This window comes from Shimia sagamensis, from assembly GCF_900182745.1.
GTDB lineage: Bacteria > Pseudomonadota > Alphaproteobacteria > Rhodobacterales > Rhodobacteraceae > Shimia > Shimia sagamensis.
Genome location: NZ_FXTY01000006.1, coordinates 210,304 through 226,893, shown reverse-complemented (window position 1 = coordinate 226,893; position 16,590 = coordinate 210,304). Strand labels below are relative to the sequence as shown.

The window sequence follows — 16,590 nt, the reverse complement described above, 5'->3', positions numbered from 1 at the left end:
ATCATGTTGCGCAACATAATTACGCGATGAATTGCCGCACTGCAGATATTTTTTGCTGCTTGTGCGAAAAATGACCTCTTAGTACCAAAAAAGGGGCGTCGTTTTGACGCCCCTTTTATTCTCAAACGCATAGGGGCGTGGCGTCAAGGACGCTCAAGGCACATGGCCACACCCATGCCGCCGCCGATGCAAAGGGTCGCGAGACCTTTCTTGGCGTCGCGGCGCTTCATTTCAAACAGCAGTGTGTTCAGGATGCGTGCACCGGAGGCCCCAATTGGGTGGCCAATGGCGATGGCGCCGCCGTTCACATTCACAATCTCTGGGTTCCAGCCCATATCTTTGTTCACTGCGCAGGCCTGTGCGGCGAAAGCTTCGTTGGCCTCCACCAAATCCAGCTCTTCAGCAGACCAGCCAGCTTTGTCCAGCGCCTTGCGGGAGGCGTAGATCGGGCCAACGCCCATGATGGATGGGTCCAATCCGGCAGTGGCGTAAGAGGCGATTCGGGCCAGAGGCTCGATGCCGCGTTTATCGGCTTCTTCTGCGGTCATCAAAAGGGCACCTGCAGCGCCGTCGTTGAGGCCGGAGGCGTTGGCCGCCGTCACTGTGCCGCCGTCACGTACGAAGGCCGGGCGCAATTTTTGCATGGCTTCCATGGTGGCGCCGTAGCGGATGTATTCGTCGGCATCCACAACGATGTCACCTTTGCGGGTTTTCACAGTGAAAGGCACAATTTCGTCGGAAAATTTGCCTGCCTTTTGAGCGGCTTCGGCCTTGTTCTGGGAGGCCACGGCAAAGGCATCTTGTGCCTCGCGGCTGATCTGCCACTTCTCGGCCACGTTTTCAGCGGTTTGGCCCATGTGGTAGCCGTTGAACGCGTCCCACAGGCCGTCGCGGATCATGGAGTCGATGTATTTCACGTCGCCCATTTTGGTGCCGGCACGCAGGTGTGCGACGTGGGGCGAGAGAGACATGTTTTCTTGACCACCAGCGGCCACAATGGAGGCATCACCCAACTGGATGTGCTGCGCGGCCAGAGCCACGGCACGCAAGCCGGAGCCACACACCTGGTTGATGCCCCAGGCGGCGCTTTCGATCGGCAGGCCAGCGTTGACGTGCGCTTGACGCGCCGGGTTTTGACCTTGGCCACCGGTCAGCACTTGACCGAGAATGGTTTCAGAGACGTCCGCCTTGTCGATGCCGGCACGCTCAACCAGTGCCTGAAGCACGGTGGCGCCGAGATCATGTGCGGGGGTGTTGGCGAACGCGCCGCTGAAGCTACCCACAGCGGTCCGCGCCGCGGAAGCAATCACTACGTTGGTCATATGCAAATCCTCTACCAAAATGCTGGACGAAGCATGGGCGGGACCGCCCCCCTCAGGCAACCCGCAGAACTTCGTTTCCGTAACGTCAATAGCGTATTTGCCGCACTGCGGCAACGGTCAGGCTGTCACAGGCCTAAAGTCGCACGGCGAGATTGCGCCATAACGGTGAGCATTGTGATTGATTGAGGGGGCAGAGGAGGAGTTAGGCGGCGTCGCTTTTGCGTTGCTTCCATGGCGGCGAGATCGTGGGAGCGCCGAAAGCAAAGCCTTGCAGACAGTCAAAGCCAAGGTCTGTCATCATCTGTGCGTCGGCCGGGCTCTCGATGCGGCTGGCCACAGAATGCATGTCAAAACGTTCGCAGATCGCGGCTACAGCTGAGGCCAAGACCTGATTGCTGCCATCCTGGGAAATGTTGCGGCTAAAGCTGCCATGCAACTTGATGATATCAAAATCGAAGTCGCGGAACACCGTTAGCGTGGTCAAGCCAGCGCCATAGTCGTCAAGCGCAAAGGACATGCCTTTGATGTGCAGCTCGTCCATGAAACCTTTGACGATCTCAGGAACTTGCACGACAGATTTTTCGGAAATTTCGAAGATCAGCCGTTCAGGGATTGTGGCGGCACGGGCCAGGCCACGCTGCAGGCAATCCATCCAAGGGGCATATCCGATGGATCGCGCGGACATGTTGATGGACAGGCGCAGGCCTGGCTGTTCCGCCAGCGCTTGAAGGCCAAGTTCCAGGGCCAAAACGTCCAACTGACGTCCCAGCTCATTGTCCTCTACGGCGCCCATAAAATCTTTGGCGGGAATGATACGGCCGGTTTCATCCAAGACACGCACCAATCCTTCATAAAAGGCGGGCCGTTTGGTGTTGGAGGATTGCACTACTGGCTGGTAGGCAAGCATCACTTGCTTGTGTGCAATGGCCTCGCGGACCATGTCCAGCGTGGAGGAATCCCTTGTATCGAGGGCGTAGGCCAGTGGGCTGCGATGCTCTCGCGCCGCGCCAGCTTTGCGTTTCTTTTTCTTTGGGCGATCCATAGCAGGCTTCCCATCATCCCATTTAGCAGCGTGCCCATTTAAGGACACAGACATGAACCATGTCTTAAAATGCCTATCTGGCAGGGGGCTGAACAGGGGTGTTTTAGCCCTGTTTTTAACTAACTTGAGGCGACTTGGAGGCTGTAGGGCCAGTTTGTGTCTCAGAGTTTAAGGAACGGTTGGTGTGGGTCTGATTGCACTTAGTTGGAGCGATGGACCACGCGGCAGGCTTGTCGGGCTGGGCTGGAGAGCAGGCTGTGAAGGTTTTCAGGAGCTTCCCGTAGCACCTCACTTGAGGCTTTCGCGCAGCGACGAAGCGCTTCGTGTTGGGCTATCTGCGGTGAGGCTTCCGCCCAAGAATATCCCGTAGCGCCGTTGTCTGCGATTGCGAAAGCGCCGGAGCGTTTTTTGTTTTGTAGCTTTCTGTATTCGCGAAACTCCTTGTTGCCTGCGTATGACAAGGTGACGCCAAAATGGGTCGCGTCGTAGTTCTTGGGCAGACTGCGGGCATAAAGTACGCAGTAATCCGGATTACGAGATTTTTTGTGGCACAAGGCTTGGGCGTAGGCATCAGACAGCCAAGGCGAGTTTGCGTTGGAGTGCACGCCGGCGTGGCGCTCTGGGCGGTTTATATAGATGGTGCCGAAGTAGTCCGATTTGCGCTTGAATTGGCGGAAGGCGGCACGGGCATCGCCGCGTAGGTCGAATTTTTTCACCATCTCGATCTTGGTGTGCCTGCCGTGCTGCTGGATATCTTGCGCAGCAAGTTGGACGGGGACACCCAACAGGAAAAAAGAAACCAAGGCGTGGCGGATCATGTGTGTCTCTTCTTATGTGCCAAACGACAGGGCTTCAGGCCTCAGGGATTTCCCATGGCGATCACGGCGGCAAGGATAGCACGGGCGTTTTCGCTGGACCAGTCCGCATCTCCTTGTAAACGCGCAATTTCTCGACCGTCACGATCCATAATGATGGTTGCCGGCAGCCCAAAGACCGCCATTTCGCGTGCAACGACCTGTTTCGGGTCGCGGTGAAGCGGGAGGTTGTCCACGCCAATCTCATCAAAGAATTTCTGCATCGCTGGGACCATGTTACGGCCGGTTGCGAGGGTCACAACCTCAAAGTCGTCGCCGTTAAGTTCGGACTGCAGCTCAGACAGCATAGGCATTTCGTGGCGGCAGGGGGCACACCATGTGGCCCAGAAATTTAGCAGCACCACTTTGCCTTTGTAGTCCGCCAATGTGGCTTCGCCTCCGTCCTCGGTGATGAAGCTGTTTTGCGATACCTTTTTGGGGGCTGAATGGAAGTTCAGTTTGCGCATATCGCCGTCGCGCATGTCGACAACGGCGGAAAAATCGCGGGTTTCGGCGGTTGCCGTCGGTTTCAAGGCAACAAAGGAGAGGGCGGCAATTGCGATTGCTGCCAAGCCTGTATACACCAGCGCGGACCCATTTAATTTCATCTTCCCTCCAAAAGGGCTTCTCATGACCAAAGATACCTCAAACCAGATGTGGGGTGGCCGTTTTGCCGCCGGACCGGACGCCATTATGGAAGCGATCAACGCATCTATTGGCTACGATCAACGTATGGCGGCACAGGACATTGCTGGCTCTCGGGCCCATGCGGCAATGCTTGCCAAGACGGGCATCCTGACTGATAGCGATGCGGAAGCCATTCGGGAAGGGCTTCTCACGGTCTTGTCAGAGATTGAAAGCGGCAATTTTGAATTTTCGACTGCGCTGGAAGACATTCACATGAATGTGGAAGCACGTTTGAAGGTTTTGATTGGGGAACCGGCCGGGCGTTTGCACACCGGCCGGAGCCGGAATGACCAAGTTGCGACCGACTTCAAACTCTGGGTGCGCGATCAGATTGATGCCGCGATTGCGGGGCTTGAGGCGCTGATCCGGTCGTTTGTCGCGCAAGCGGAAGCCGGCGCGGATTGGGTGATGCCGGGCTTCACACATTTGCAGACCGCGCAGCCGGTGACCTGGGGTCACCATATGATGGCGTATGTGGAAATGTTTGGTCGCGATCTTTCTCGCTTCAAAGATGCACGTGTTCGGATGAATGAATCGCCTTTGGGCGCGGCTGCGCTGGCAGGAACATCCTTCCCAATTGATCGCGAGATGACAGCCAATGCACTGGGCTTTGATCGCCCATCTGCGAACTCTTTGGATGCCGTGGCAGACCGTGACTTTGCGCTGGAGTTCCTCTCGGCATCCAGCATCTGCGCCATGCACCTGAGCCGCTTTGCAGAAGAGCTGGTGATTTGGTCCTCGGCGCAGTTCCGTTTTGTGACGCTGTCGGATCGCTTCTCCACCGGCAGCTCGATCATGCCACAGAAGAAGAACCCGGATGCTGCGGAGCTGATCCGCGCAAAAATTGGCCGGATTTTTGGGGCCAACACTGCGCTTCTGATGGTCATGAAGGGCCTTCCCCTGACGTATTCCAAAGACATGCAGGAAGACAAAGAGCAGGTCTTTGATGCAGCCGACAACCTGATGCTGGCGTTGGCTGCGATGGAAGGCATGGTCAAAGACATGACCGCCAACCAAGACAGCCTTGAAGCGGCGGCAGGCAGTGGCTTCTCTACAGCAACCGATTTGGCCGATTGGCTGGTGCGGGCGTTGAACATGCCGTTCCGCGATGCGCACCACGTGACCGGGTCTCTGGTGGCGATGGCCGAAAGTAAAGAGTGCGACCTGCCAGATCTGACGCTGGAAGACATGCAGTCCGTACACGCCGCTATCACCGAAGATGTGTTTGGTGTGCTGGGCGTGCACAATTCTGTGTCCTCGCGCATGTCTTACGGTGGCACCGCACCTACACGTGTGCGCGAGCAAGTTGCCGCTTGGAAAGCCAAGCTGGACGGCTAAGACACAGGGGAAGTGACGCCAGAGGGCGCTGTTTCCCCTTTTCATTTATTACGGTTTTTCCGTATGGTGGTCGTGTCGATGAGCTTTGCACTGGGGGTGCAAGTGCTCAGTTCGGCGCTGCTGCCACGGGAGACCCCTTATGTTCCGCGTTGTTTTTGCCTGTCTGAGTTTGGCGGTCGTGACCGCCTGTGGCGTGGATGGAGAACCATGGACACCCCGGGCCAATGCCAATATCGGAATTGGGTCCGACGGGGTACATACTTCGGGCAGCGTTGGCGTGACAAACGGTACAGTGAGCATTTCCGTGGGTGGTGGATGCCGGTGGTACGGCTGCTAAGGGCATAGACCCTTGAAAGCATATCCCTAATCGGGACATTCTGATCCGAATCTAAGGCGATGCCGTATCTGTGGTGCCGCTCATATTTTTGGATTGGGGAAGACATGTCACCTTTGCGTTGGGTATTTCTGGGATTGGCCATTTGGGGCGCGGTTCAGCCCATGATGTATCTAGGGCCATGGATCGCCACAAACGGGTTTGACCTGCAGGCTTTGATGGCGCTTTGGAAAGCGAATGAAGCGGTGACGGGCCTTTATTGGGATCTGGTGATTGCCGCCATCACGCTGAATTTGTGGATACTGGTCGAGGTCTGGGTGCGGCGCAATTGGATTTCGCTCTTGGCGATTCCGGCGACCTGGATGATTGGTGTGAGCTGTGGCTTGCCGCTTTATCTGTTCTTGCGGGCAAAACCGGTGAAGTAACTCTTCGTACGAGGATTGATTGGCGCTGCGCCGCGGCGTATGAGAGAGGCCGAACTACGCTAGCGCAAGCAGGAGACGGCACCATGGATCATTTTCTTTATCGCAACGGGGAGTTGTTTGCCGAAGATGTGCCGGTGAAGGAAATTGCCGCACAGGTTGGCACGCCGTTTTATTGCTATTCTACCGCGACGTTTGAACGTCACTTCCGCCTGTTTGATGAGGCGCTGGAAGGCACCGATCACTTGGTGTGCTACGCCATGAAAGCGGCCTCCAATCAGGCGATCCTGAAAACCCTGGCTGCACTGGGCGCGGGAATGGACGTAGTGTCTGGCGGCGAGTATGCACGCGCCAAAGCCGCCGGTGTGCCGGGCGACAAGATTGTGTTCTCCGGTGTGGGCAAAACTGAAGACGAGATCGCGCTTGCGCTGACCGGCGGTATTCGCCAGTTCAACGTGGAGAGCGAGCCGGAAATGGCCGCAATCAGCGCGGTTGCGAGCCGTTTGGGTGTTGAGGCGCCGATCACCATCCGCGTGAACCCGGATGTGGATGCCAAGACCCACGCCAAAATCGCAACCGGTAAATCCGAGAACAAATTTGGTATCCCTATTAGCCGCGCCAAAGAAGTGTACGCGCTTGCGGCGACATTGCCTGGCCTCAAAGTCATTGGCATTGATGTGCACATCGGCAGCCAGCTGACTCAATTGGAGCCGTTTGAAGCTGCATACAAGAAAGTGGCCGAGCTGACCGAGCAGTTGCGGGCCGAAGGGCACGACATCAAACGGTTGGATCTGGGCGGTGGCTTGGGCATTCCCTATGAACGCTCCAACTCTGCGCCGCCGCTGCCGATGGAATATGGCGCGATGGTGAAACGGGTGCTGGGCCATTTGAATTGTGAGATTGAGATTGAGCCGGGCCGTTTGATTGCGGGCAACGCGGGCATCATGGTCTGCAAGGTGATCTACGTGAAATCCGGCGAGGACCGCGAGTTTCTGATTGTCGACGGGGCGATGAACGACCTGATCCGTCCTGCGATGTATGAGGCGCACCATGATATCGTACCGGTCATCGAGGCCGCGCCGGGGCAGGAGCCTGCACAATATGACATCGTTGGGCCGGTTTGTGAATCTGGCGACACCTTTGCCAAGGGGCGCAATATGGCAGAGCTTGAAGACGGTGATTTGATCGCTTTCCGCAGCGCGGGGGCCTATGGCGCGGTGATGGCCAGCGAGTACAACACGCGGCCGCTGATCCCTGAGGTCCTGGTGAAAGATGATCAATTTGCGGTTATCCGCCGACGTCCAAGCTATGAAGAGATGATAAACCGCGATAGCATCCCAGAGTGGCTGGATCAGACCAGCGACTAAGAGCCAGCCGATAGGAGCGCCGTGACCCGTCCAACCCCTTCAGATGCAGCCTTGTTGCACCTTCGGTGGGTCATTGGCCTGACCCGGTTGGGTCTGTTTGCAGAATCATTCACCCGAGCATTTTGGCCGGTGTGGACAATCGCCTTTGTGGTGTTGGCCGCACTTATGGTGGGCGTGCAGGATCATTTGCCGCTGGAAATGATTTGGATTTGTGGGTTTCTTGCGATTGCCGGAACCGGTGTGTTTGTGGTGCGCGGGGCACGAAAGCTTGTTTTGCCGTCCCGTGACATGGCGATTGCACGCCTAGACGCGACTTTGCCCGGACGCCCGATCGCCGCGTTGCGTGATGTGCCTGCGGTGGGCAAAGAGGACGCGGCGTCTCAAGCGCTTTGGGCGGCACACCAAACGCGCATGGCGGTGCTGTCCAAAGATGCAAGGGCGGTTCAACCGGATTTGCGGGTTTCGCGGCTGGACCCGTTTGGTGTGCGTTATACTGCTGTGCTGTTGCTGATGATGGCATTTTTTGTTGGTTCGTTCTCCAACCTCGCTTCCGTGCGGGAGTTGGGACCAGGTGGGAGTGCGGCCCTGGCCAGTGGCCCAACCTGGGAGGGCTGGATTGAGCCGCCCAGTTACACAGGCAAACCTGCGCTTTACTTGAATGATCAACCTGGCGGAAAGATTGTGTTGCCGGAGGGCAGCCGGGTTTTGCTGCGCCTCTACGGCGAAGTTGGAGCCTTGACTGTCGCGGAAACAGTCTCCGGCCGTTTGGGGGCAATTGAGAGTGCGGCGGAGCCGGAGCAGAGCTTTGATGTCCGTCAGACCGGGGAGCTGGAGATTGCTGGACCCGGTGGGGCCGCGTGGAACATCGTCATGCAGGATGACCGGGCGCCAACGGTGATCCTGAGCGGGCAGGTCGAAGCGTCGGGGCGGGGGGAGATGATCCTGCCGTTTCAAGCGACGGATGATTATGGTGTGGTGGCGGGGACTGCAACGGTTGCATTGGACTTAGAGGGCGTGGTGCGGCGGTATGGACTGCGGGTGGAACCAGAGCCACGGGACGCTCTGGTTGTCGAGCTGCCGTTGCCAATTTCTGGCGACCGGGCGTCGTTTGAAGAGACGTTGATTGAGGATTTCTCGGAGCATCCCTGGGCGCATTTGCCGGTGCAAGTCACGTTGACCGTTGAGGACGACGCAGGGCTTGAAGGGCAATCTGGGGCGTTGCAGTTTGAATTGCCGGCGCGACGGTTTTTTGACCCGCTGGCTGCAGCGGTGATTGAGATGCGCCGGGATTTGCTGTGGTCGCGCGAAAACGGCAAGCGAGTGGCGCAGCTGATGCGGGCGGTCTCACACCGTCCCGAAGACAGTGTATTCCGGCGGGAGACGGATTACTTGCGGTTCCGGACAATCCTGCGCCGCTTGGAGGTGAATGTCTCTCATGGGCTGTCAGAAGAGAAGCGGGATGAATTGGCTGGCGCACTTTGGCAGTTGGCGCTCAACCTGGAAGATGGCGATCTTGGTGGCGCGGCGGAGCGGTTGCGACAGGCGCAGGAGCGGTTGTCAGAAGCCATGAAGAACGGTGCCAGCGATGCAGAAATTGCGCGTTTGATGCAGGAACTACGCGAGGCAACGGAAGACTACATGCGCGAGTTGGCGCGGCGTCAACAAGAGAACGGTGAGCAGGGCGAAGACCAGCAGAGCGCTGAGAACTCCATGCAGATGAGCCAGGACGACTTGCAGCGCATGATGGATCGCATCCAAGAGCTGATGGAAGAAGGCCGTATGGCGGAAGCGCAGCAAGCGCTGGAAGAGTTGCAACAGCTCATGGAGAACATGCGGGTTACACAAGGCCAAGGTGAGCAAAATCAAGGTGAGCAGGCCATGGAAGGTCTGGCGGACACGTTGCGGGAGCAGCAGGGGCTGTCGGATGAGGCGTTCCGTGAGCTGCAGGAGCAGTTTAATCCCGGCGCCCAGAGTGGTCAGTCGCAAGAGAACCAAGGCTACAGCGGTGGCGAAGGGCGTGGTCAGGCACATGACGGCACCGGTGGTGAAGGAGACGGTGAGGGCGAAGGCGACGGTGAAACCGGACAATCCAATGGCGATGATCAAGGTGCGCTTGAAGATCGCCAGCAGGCCCTGCGTCAAGAATTGAACCGTCAAATGCAAAATCTACCAGGGCAGGGCACCCCCGAAGGGGATGCGGCGCGCGAAGCGCTTGGTCAGGCCGAAGGTGCGATGGAAGGTGCTGAGGAGGCGTTGCGCGAAGACGATCTGGCCACGGCGATTGATCGGCAAGCAGAAGCGATGGACGCGCTGCGTGATGGGCTGCGCAACCTTGGCGAAGCAATGGCACAACAGCAACAGCAAGGCCAACAAGGTACAGCTGAAGCGCAGGGCAATGCCCAGGACCCGTTGGGGCGTAGCCAAGGCAACCGCGGGGCGTCTGGCACAGATGAAGGCTTGTTGCAGGGCGAAGATGTGTATCGCCAAGCGCGGCGTTTGCTGGACGAAATTCGCCGCCGGGCCGGGGATGCAGAGCGTTCAGAAGCCGAGCGAAGCTATCTTGAACGGTTGCTGGAGCGGTTCTGACCATCTTGGCCGGAGCCGCCAAGCTTAAGACTTGCCGGTAACCGCGTTGAGTTTCAAAAACAGCCCAGTGACTTGATCATCCAGCCAGATACGTGCGTCGTTGGCAGAGGCCATGAAACCATCAATATAGGGCGCGGCCTGTGGGTAACTTTGGCTGAGGCTGTCGTGTGAGCTATATACAAAAATAGCAGCCCCGGCGATCAAAATCACCAACGCAAAACCCAAGCGGAAACCGCGGGCCCGGCTGGCGCTGTTGCCGGGCTTTTGTCCCAAGTCCGGGTTACGTGGCGAGTCCCCTGTCGTGCGTAGGGTGGAGTTGATTTCCTCAATGTCGGGCAACAAATCACGACGGGTGTCTTTGCTGCTGTGCACTGTAGAAGCCACAGCCGCAGCTGTGGCCGCATCGTCTTCGCCGCGTAAACGGCGCATGCGCGCGGCGGCTGCATCGGATTTGCGGGCCGGTTCCACGGGACGATCTTCGCCCTGATCCAAACCCAGGTCCCCTTGGGTTTCTAAACTCTGAGGTTGTTCTGCGGCGCGGGCCTGGCTCTCGTATTCAACTTCTTCGCGCAGGATGTCTTTGACAGAGTCGTCTAGGCCGCGGGGTTTAGGGGCGGGCTCTGGCGCCGCTTCCTTGACATCCTGATCCAGCGCCGCATCTTCAGGCTCAGGCTCAGGCTCAGGCTCAGGCTCAGGCTCAGGCTCAGGCTCAGGCTCAGGCTCAGGCTCAGGCTGTTCCGCTTCGGCCTCTGGAGCTTCAAACGCTGCCACCGCAGGTTCCGGTGATGCGTCGTCGCTGGCCTTTACCCAATCATCTTCGGCTTCCAGATCCCAATCGGCACCGCCTAGGTCTATGTCGTCCGCATTTTCGTCTTCGTCTTCAAGGAGATCCTGATCCGCCTCAGGCTCAGCAACTATGGACAGTTCTGGGGGCTCGACCTCTTCGAAGATCTCTTCTTCGGGCGCAGGCGCGGCCTGATGGGTCTCCGCGGAGGTTTCCTCTAGGGAGTCCTGCTCAACTGGGGAGTCTTCGGGTGCTTCCGCCAGCATATTGGCGTCAACCTGAAACCAGGTGTTGCCACAGTTGGAGCATTGTACATCCCGCCCGCCGGTCGGAATGATGTCGTCAGGCACTTCATATTGTGCCCCGCAATTTGGGCAAGTTAGCCGCATACTCGTCCCCTGCTGTCGAAGTTCTTGCTTTTGTTAAGGAACCATATTCTGAAACATCACTTGGCGAAAGTGCAAAGGCGACGTGGAACAGATTGCAACCAAGGCGATGCTCGTGCACAACAATCGGGACAAATGAGGTCTCCGGTGATCGAACTAGACAATATTGCGTATAGCTATGGCGGTGGTGAGCTGCTGAGCGAGGTGTCCTTGAAGCTGGCACCCGGATCTTTCCATTTTTTGACCGGCCCGTCGGGGTCAGGAAAGACCACATTTTTAAAACTGTGTTATGGCGCGTTAAGCCCTACAGCAGGGCAGGTGCAGCTGTTTGGCAAAGATGTGCGTGAGATGGATCGGGAGGACCATGCGATGACCCGGCGCCAAATTGGCGTGGTGCATCAGGACTGTCAGTTTTTGGATCACCTCTCGGTGCGAGAGAATGTGGCTCTCCCGTTGACCGTGTCCGCGCGGGATTCGCTTGAGCAGCATTCCAACCTTAAAGAACTTTTGACGTGGGTTGGCTTGGGGCACCGGGCGAGCGCGCTGCCGCCAGAATTGTCTGGCGGGGAGCGCCAACGTGCTGCGCTGGCGCGGGCTGTGATTATGTCGCCAGACGTGGTTCTGGCGGATGAACCAACCGGAAACGTGGATTGGGAAATGTCGCAGCGCTTGTTGCAACTGTTGGTGGAGCTCAACAAAATGGGCAAAACGATCCTGATTGCCACCCATGATTTGAACTTGATCCGCTCGGCGAAACATCATGTACAAGCTCGCGTGTTGCGGATTTCGGGGCGCAAACTCCAATTGGCGGGGGCGGACCTATGAGCAAAGGTCTGAAACTATCGACTTTGATCGTGGGGGATGCACAGGCAGACCGTGTTGTGCCACCAACTGGATTTACCGCTCGGCTGACTTTGTTTGCTGCAGGTGCGATGGCGTTTTTGACAGTGTTTGCTTTGGCCTTGTCGCTGGCATCGGGTCGTTTGGCGACGCGCTGGGGGGAGGAGCTGGCACAAAGCTCTACGTTGCGCATTTCTGCGCCGGCCGAGCAAATGGCGGCGCAAACGGCCGCGGCGCTCACGGTGTTGGAAAGCACACCGGGGATCGCCACGGCGCGGGCGTTGAGTGTGGACGAACAGCGGCGCCTTTTGGTGCCGTGGTTTGGACCAGACTTGCCGCTTGATAGCCTGCCGGTTCCGCAGCTCATCGAGATTGTGGAAACTGAAGGCGGCTATGACGGCGCGGGATTGCGCCTGCGCTTACAAGCTGAAGTGCCTGGCGCTGTGTTGGATGATCACACCCGTTGGCGGCGTCCGTTGGAACGCGCAGCCGGTCGATTGCGTTTGCTGGGTTGGGTGTCGATTGGTTTGATTGGGGCTGCGACGGCGGCAATGATCACTTTGGCGGCGAACGCGGCGTTGGCGGCGAACTCGCAGGTGATCTCTGTGCTGCGCTTGATTGGTGCGCGGGACAGCTACATTGCGCGCGCCTTTGTGCGCCGCTTCACATTACGTGCCTTGTTGGGGGCGGCTGTTGGCACTGCGCTTGGAGCACTTTCTGTGTTCTTGCTGCCGGCGACGCAAGAAAGCGGAGGCTTTTTGACGGGGCTGGGCTTCCACGGTCTTGGCTGGGCGTTGTTGACATTGATCCCAGTGCTTGCCGCTGTGGTGGCTTATGTGGCCACTGGAGCCGCAGCACGACGTACTCTTGGGGAGTTGACCTAATGCGCTTGGCATTTCGATGGGTGATGTCGATCATCTATGTGGTTCAGAATGCGGTTGTGATGCTGGTGATGGGGATTGTATTTTTTCCTTGGGCCTTGCTATCGCCCAAAGGCGCAATGACAGCCTGTAAAACCTACGCCACATGGGCGATTTGGTCTGCGCGCTGGCTGGTGGGTATTCGATCTGAGGTACGGGGCAATGTGCCAAGTGGTGCGGTGCTCGTGCCTGCGAAACACCAGTCTTTCCTCGACATTATGATGATTTTCAAGGCGGTGCCGCAGCCACGGTTCATCATGAAATACGAGTTGCTGTTCACGCCGATCATTGGCGTCTATGCGTGGCGACTGGGGTGTGTGCCGGTACGCCGTGGCAAGCGTGGCGCAGCGATCAAAGCCATGCTGGCGGATGTGGACAGCGGCCGGGTGCCTCCCGGTCAATTGGTGATTTATCCGCAGGGCACACGTGTGCCGGTGGGGGAGCACATGCCTTATAAGGTTGGGCCGTACGTGCTTTACAAGGAGACCGGCCAGACGGCTGTTCCTGTTGCGACAAATGCGGGTATGTTCTGGCCCAAAGGCACGATGTTGCGTACGCCGGGCCTGGCTGTGGTCGAGTTCCTGGAGCCAATTGAGCAGGGTGCGGATCAGAAAGAGTTTATGGTGCGGTTGGAAGAGGTGATTGAAACCAAGTCCAACGCTTTGATGGTGGAAGCGGGGTTTGATCCGGATGCAGTACGTCAGTGATCTTGCGGAGTTAGAGGCGCTTTACGGACAGCCGGCTTCGGCATCGGTCAACAAAGTGGCACAGAAGATGACGCCGCTCTATCGCAAATGGATCATGGCGTCGCGGTTCTGTGTGCTGTCGACTGTCGGGCCGGAAGGCACCGACGGCAGCCCGCGGGGAGACGATGGCCCTGTGGTGCGTGAGCTGGATGACCACACATTGGCGATGCCGGATTGGCGCGGCAACAACCGTATAGATACGCTGCGCAACATTGTGGCGGACGGACGTATCTCGCTGATGTTCATGGTGCCCGGGTCCAACATTGTTGTGCGGGTGAATGGCCTTGCCAAGGTGACTACGGACGTAGCGCTGTGTGAGAGTTTTGAGGTCAAAGGCAAACATCCGCGCGCGGTGATTGTGATCAAGATTGGCGAAATCTACACGCAATGTGCGCGGGCGGTGATGCGGGCCGGGTTGTGGACCTCGGAGGATGAGAGCGCTGACCTGCCCACCGTAGGGCAGATCCTGGCCGAACAGACGGATGGGGCCGAAGGCGGTACACCCTATGACGAGGGCTGGGCCGCGCGGGCAGCGAAGACGATGTGGTAATGGCCTGGGCCATGTTTCCAAACGAAAAGGGTGCCCCTAGAGGCGCCCTTTGTTGTTCTAGATAAACAGCTTAGCTGTGGATTGCGCCGTCGCCGCAAGCGAGCGCGGCTTCGCGGACCGCTTCGGAGTAGGTTGGGTGCGCGTGGCAGGTCAGGGCGATGTCCTGTGCCGAGGCGCCGAACTCCATGGCCACGCAGAGCTCGTGGATCATGTCGCCCGCTGCCGGGCCAATGATCGCGGCGCCGAGCACGCGGTCGGTTTCTTTGTCTACGATGATTTTCACAAAGCCGTCGCCTTGATGAACCGCCTTGGCGCGGGCGTTGCCCATGAACATGAACTTACCGGTTTTGATCTTGCGACCTTCAGCTTTCAGTGCGGCCTCAGTTGCGCCCACGGTGGCCACTTCTGGGGTGGTGTAGACCACGCCCGGGATCACGCCGTAGTTCACGTGGCCATGGTTGCCAGCCAGCACGTCGGCAACCGCCATGCCTTCGTCTTCGGCTTTGTGGGCCAACATAGGGCCTTCGATCACGTCGCCGATGGCGTAGATGCCCGGCACGTTGGTGGCCCATTTGCCGTCCACAGCGATCTGGCCGCGTTCGGTCAGTTTTACGCCAAGCGCGTCGAGGCCAAGGCCTTCGGCAAAGGGTTTACGGCCGGTGGCAACCAGGACCACGTCTGCGTCCACAACCTCTTCGTCGCCGCCTTTCTTAGGCAGGTAGCGCACTTTGGCTTTGGTTTTTGTGGCATCCACACCTTGCACAGCCGCGCCCATGATGAACTTAAGGCCTTGTTTTTCAAGGATACGTTTGAACGTGCGCTGCACATCCGCGTCCATGCCAGGGCAGATGGCGTCCATGTATTCCACCACGGTCACTTCTGCGCCAAGGCGGGCGTAGACGGAGCCGAGCTCGAGGCCGATCACACCAGCGCCGATCACGGTCATCTTCTTTGGAACCTTAGGCAGGTCCAGCGCGCCGGTGCTGTCGACCACGATGCCTTTGTCGTTGTCGACCTCAACACCTGGCAGGGAGGATGGCACGGAGCCAGACGCGATCACGATGTTCTTGGTTTCGTGCGTGTCGTCACCCACTTTGACCTGACCAGCGGCAGGAATAGATGCCCAACCCTTGAGCCAATCGATCTTGTTCTTCTTCATCAAGAACTCGATGCCGCCGGTGTTTTGTCCAACAACATCAGTCTTGTAGGACTTCATCTGTGTCCAATCCACAGACGGGCTTTTGCCCTTCAGGCCCATGTCGGCAAAGTTATGCTCGGCTTCGTGCAGCATGTGGGTTGCGTGCAGCAGCGCCTTGGACGGGATACAGCCCACGTTCAGGCAGGTGCCGCCCAAGGTTTCGCGGCCTTCCACGATGGCGGTTTTCAGGCCGAGCTGTGCGCAACGAATTGCAGAGACGTAGCCGCCAGGGCCTGCGCCGATGATGATGACGTCGTATTGAGCCATGGGTGTGTTTCCTTGGTCTATTGCTGGGGCGTGATGCCCCGAGTTGTGGAAGAACTCTCACTACAAGAGATTGATATGGTTGGTCTTTATTCGGGTTTCAACAGTTTGACGGTGACGTTGGTGATGCCGTCGCGCTCTAGGTGCATGGCCAGCTCCTCGCTCTCAAAAAAGGCGCGGGCCTGGTCTTTGTCAATGATGGCAAACAGCGCAATGGCGTGGTTGTCACGGTCAGGATCAGACCAGACGTTGAGGTCGACAATCCCGGCGGCTTTGCGGTTGGCGGCGTCCTGTCGGAAGACGGTGAGCCAGGCGTCAAAATCGGCAACATCAGCTTGCCAGAGCACATGGGTGGGCATGGTCTATCCTCCTATGTCCTGCATCTCGTGCGGCGCGGAGCCAGCGGCGGGCAGGGGAAATGCGCGTCTCTCCAATAGGGCCAGTTTGGGCGATTTTTGCACGTCTGCATAGCGTCGGTATTGCGTCTGTATCGCGGAGGTGCAAAACGAGGCGCCCTTTAGGCGAAGTATCGAGGCAATGGGCGCAATCATTCGTCTAACCCCTGCCATTCACTCAGCTTATGTGCGGGATTAGGTAAGCGCCCTTCTAGCCACTTTTGGGCTGTTCCCGGAGCAAAGCTTTTTTCCGGACATTCAATCACCCAAGAAAGGTAGTCGGAGGGCCCACCGTTTAGGTAGGGAGGAGGCGAAACTGGCTTAAAAACCGTCGGAAGTCGTTCTTGAACAGACAAGTTATTGAGAACGTATCCAAGCTCTTGCACCAAATGCCAAGCGTGCCCCTGCCGGATATCAATGTCCAATTTGACCCACCAGCCGCCGCTAGGCAAATCACCTGAGGAAAAAATTTTGATGCCTGGTATGGCGCTAAGGAAACTGGTCAGGGTTTGAAACTTCGGATGTGGTTCGGTCACGACACGCCTTCCGTTCAAG

The 16,590-nt window shown here is 57.9% G+C and carries 17 protein-coding genes; 9 read left to right on the top strand and 8 right to left on the bottom strand.

All coding sequences use genetic code 11. The features are described 5' to 3' along the window. Positions 1 to 143: 143 nt before the first annotated feature. The 4 genes from QOL67_RS16445 to QOL67_RS16430 all read right to left on the bottom strand — a co-directional run bounded on the left by QOL67_RS16445 (position 144) and on the right by QOL67_RS16430 (position 3,826). Positions 144 to 1,322 (bottom strand): acetyl-CoA C-acetyltransferase, encoded by a 1,179-nt coding sequence (locus QOL67_RS16445; RefSeq protein ID WP_283427067.1) that lies wholly within the window; start codon positions 1,320 to 1,322, stop codon positions 144 to 146. Positions 1,323 to 1,524: 202 nt separating this feature from the next. Next, on the bottom strand, positions 1,525 to 2,364 hold the full coding sequence (locus QOL67_RS16440) for an EAL domain-containing protein (protein ID WP_283427066.1): 840 nt from the start codon (positions 2,362 to 2,364) through the stop codon (positions 1,525 to 1,527). Between the two features lie 200 nt (positions 2,365 to 2,564). Continuing rightward, positions 2,565 to 3,182, bottom strand: coding sequence for a hypothetical protein (locus QOL67_RS16435; protein ID WP_283427065.1), 618 nt, complete (start codon positions 3,180 to 3,182; stop codon positions 2,565 to 2,567). 41 nt (positions 3,183 to 3,223) lie between these two features. Beyond that, positions 3,224 to 3,826, bottom strand: coding sequence for a TlpA family protein disulfide reductase (locus tag QOL67_RS16430; protein ID WP_283427064.1), 603 nt, complete (start codon positions 3,824 to 3,826; stop codon positions 3,224 to 3,226). Between the two features lie 22 nt (positions 3,827 to 3,848). On the opposite strand from QOL67_RS16430, the gene argH reads away from it, so the two are divergent. The 5 genes from argH (at position 3,849) to QOL67_RS16405 (ending at position 9,952) form a co-directional block, all read left to right on the top strand. Next, positions 3,849 to 5,243 (top strand): argininosuccinate lyase, encoded by a 1,395-nt coding sequence (argH, locus tag QOL67_RS16425; RefSeq protein WP_283427063.1) that lies wholly within the window; start codon positions 3,849 to 3,851, stop codon positions 5,241 to 5,243. A 139-nt stretch (positions 5,244 to 5,382) separates the two neighbouring features. Further along, the gene (locus QOL67_RS16420; RefSeq protein WP_283427062.1) at positions 5,383 to 5,580 is read left to right on the top strand and encodes a hypothetical protein; all 198 of its coding nucleotides are present in this window, start codon (positions 5,383 to 5,385) and stop codon (positions 5,578 to 5,580) included. A 104-nt stretch (positions 5,581 to 5,684) separates the two neighbouring features. After that, complete coding sequence (locus tag QOL67_RS16415; RefSeq protein ID WP_283427061.1) at positions 5,685 to 6,002, top strand: DUF2834 domain-containing protein; 318 nt, start codon at positions 5,685 to 5,687, stop codon at positions 6,000 to 6,002. Positions 6,003 to 6,085: 83 nt separating this feature from the next. After that, entirely contained in the window at positions 6,086 to 7,366 is a 1,281-nt protein-coding gene (lysA, locus tag QOL67_RS16410) for a diaminopimelate decarboxylase (RefSeq protein WP_283427060.1), read from the top strand. A gap of 21 nt (positions 7,367 to 7,387) precedes the next feature. Continuing rightward, positions 7,388 to 9,952, top strand: coding sequence for a TIGR02302 family protein (locus tag QOL67_RS16405; protein ID WP_283427059.1), 2,565 nt, complete (start codon positions 7,388 to 7,390; stop codon positions 9,950 to 9,952). A gap of 24 nt (positions 9,953 to 9,976) precedes the next feature. Here the strand turns inward: QOL67_RS16405 and QOL67_RS16400 are convergent, their stop codons facing one another. After that, positions 9,977 to 11,125, bottom strand: coding sequence for a zinc-ribbon domain-containing protein (locus QOL67_RS16400; RefSeq protein WP_283427058.1), 1,149 nt, complete (start codon positions 11,123 to 11,125; stop codon positions 9,977 to 9,979). A gap of 144 nt (positions 11,126 to 11,269) precedes the next feature. Between QOL67_RS16400 and QOL67_RS16395 the strand changes: the two genes are divergently transcribed. Genes QOL67_RS16395 through QOL67_RS16380 form a run of 4 tightly spaced genes read left to right on the top strand, consistent with a single transcriptional unit; the run spans position 11,270 to position 14,178 of the window. Beyond that, the gene (locus tag QOL67_RS16395) at positions 11,270 to 11,947 is read left to right on the top strand and encodes a cell division ATP-binding protein FtsE (RefSeq protein WP_283427057.1); all 678 of its coding nucleotides are present in this window, start codon (positions 11,270 to 11,272) and stop codon (positions 11,945 to 11,947) included. Beyond that, the gene (locus QOL67_RS16390) at positions 11,944 to 12,846 is read left to right on the top strand and encodes a cell division protein FtsX (protein WP_283427056.1); all 903 of its coding nucleotides are present in this window, start codon (positions 11,944 to 11,946) and stop codon (positions 12,844 to 12,846) included. The genes QOL67_RS16395 and QOL67_RS16390 overlap by 4 nt, the downstream gene beginning before the upstream one ends. Next, positions 12,846 to 13,589 (top strand): lysophospholipid acyltransferase family protein, encoded by a 744-nt coding sequence (locus QOL67_RS16385; RefSeq protein WP_283427055.1) that lies wholly within the window; start codon positions 12,846 to 12,848, stop codon positions 13,587 to 13,589. The genes QOL67_RS16390 and QOL67_RS16385 overlap by 1 nt, the downstream gene beginning before the upstream one ends. Next, positions 13,573 to 14,178: a pyridoxamine 5'-phosphate oxidase family protein gene (locus tag QOL67_RS16380; protein ID WP_283427112.1), complete on the top strand. Its 606-nt coding sequence runs from the start codon at positions 13,573 to 13,575 to the stop codon at positions 14,176 to 14,178. The genes QOL67_RS16385 and QOL67_RS16380 overlap by 17 nt, the downstream gene beginning before the upstream one ends. Before the next feature lie 70 nt (positions 14,179 to 14,248). Here QOL67_RS16380 and lpdA read toward each other — a convergent pair whose 3' ends face one another. The 3 genes from lpdA to QOL67_RS16365 all read right to left on the bottom strand — a co-directional run bounded on the left by lpdA (position 14,249) and on the right by QOL67_RS16365 (position 16,571). Then, on the bottom strand, positions 14,249 to 15,643 hold the full coding sequence (gene lpdA / locus QOL67_RS16375) for a dihydrolipoyl dehydrogenase (protein WP_283427054.1): 1,395 nt from the start codon (positions 15,641 to 15,643) through the stop codon (positions 14,249 to 14,251). Between the two features lie 86 nt (positions 15,644 to 15,729). Further along, positions 15,730 to 15,999 carry a hypothetical protein gene (locus QOL67_RS16370; RefSeq protein WP_283427053.1) on the bottom strand — a complete coding sequence of 90 codons (270 nt, stop codon included), beginning with the start codon at positions 15,997 to 15,999 and terminating at the stop codon, positions 15,730 to 15,732. A gap of 188 nt (positions 16,000 to 16,187) precedes the next feature. Continuing rightward, positions 16,188 to 16,571 (bottom strand): hypothetical protein, encoded by a 384-nt coding sequence (locus tag QOL67_RS16365; RefSeq protein ID WP_283427052.1) that lies wholly within the window; start codon positions 16,569 to 16,571, stop codon positions 16,188 to 16,190. Positions 16,572 to 16,590 lie beyond the last annotated feature (19 nt).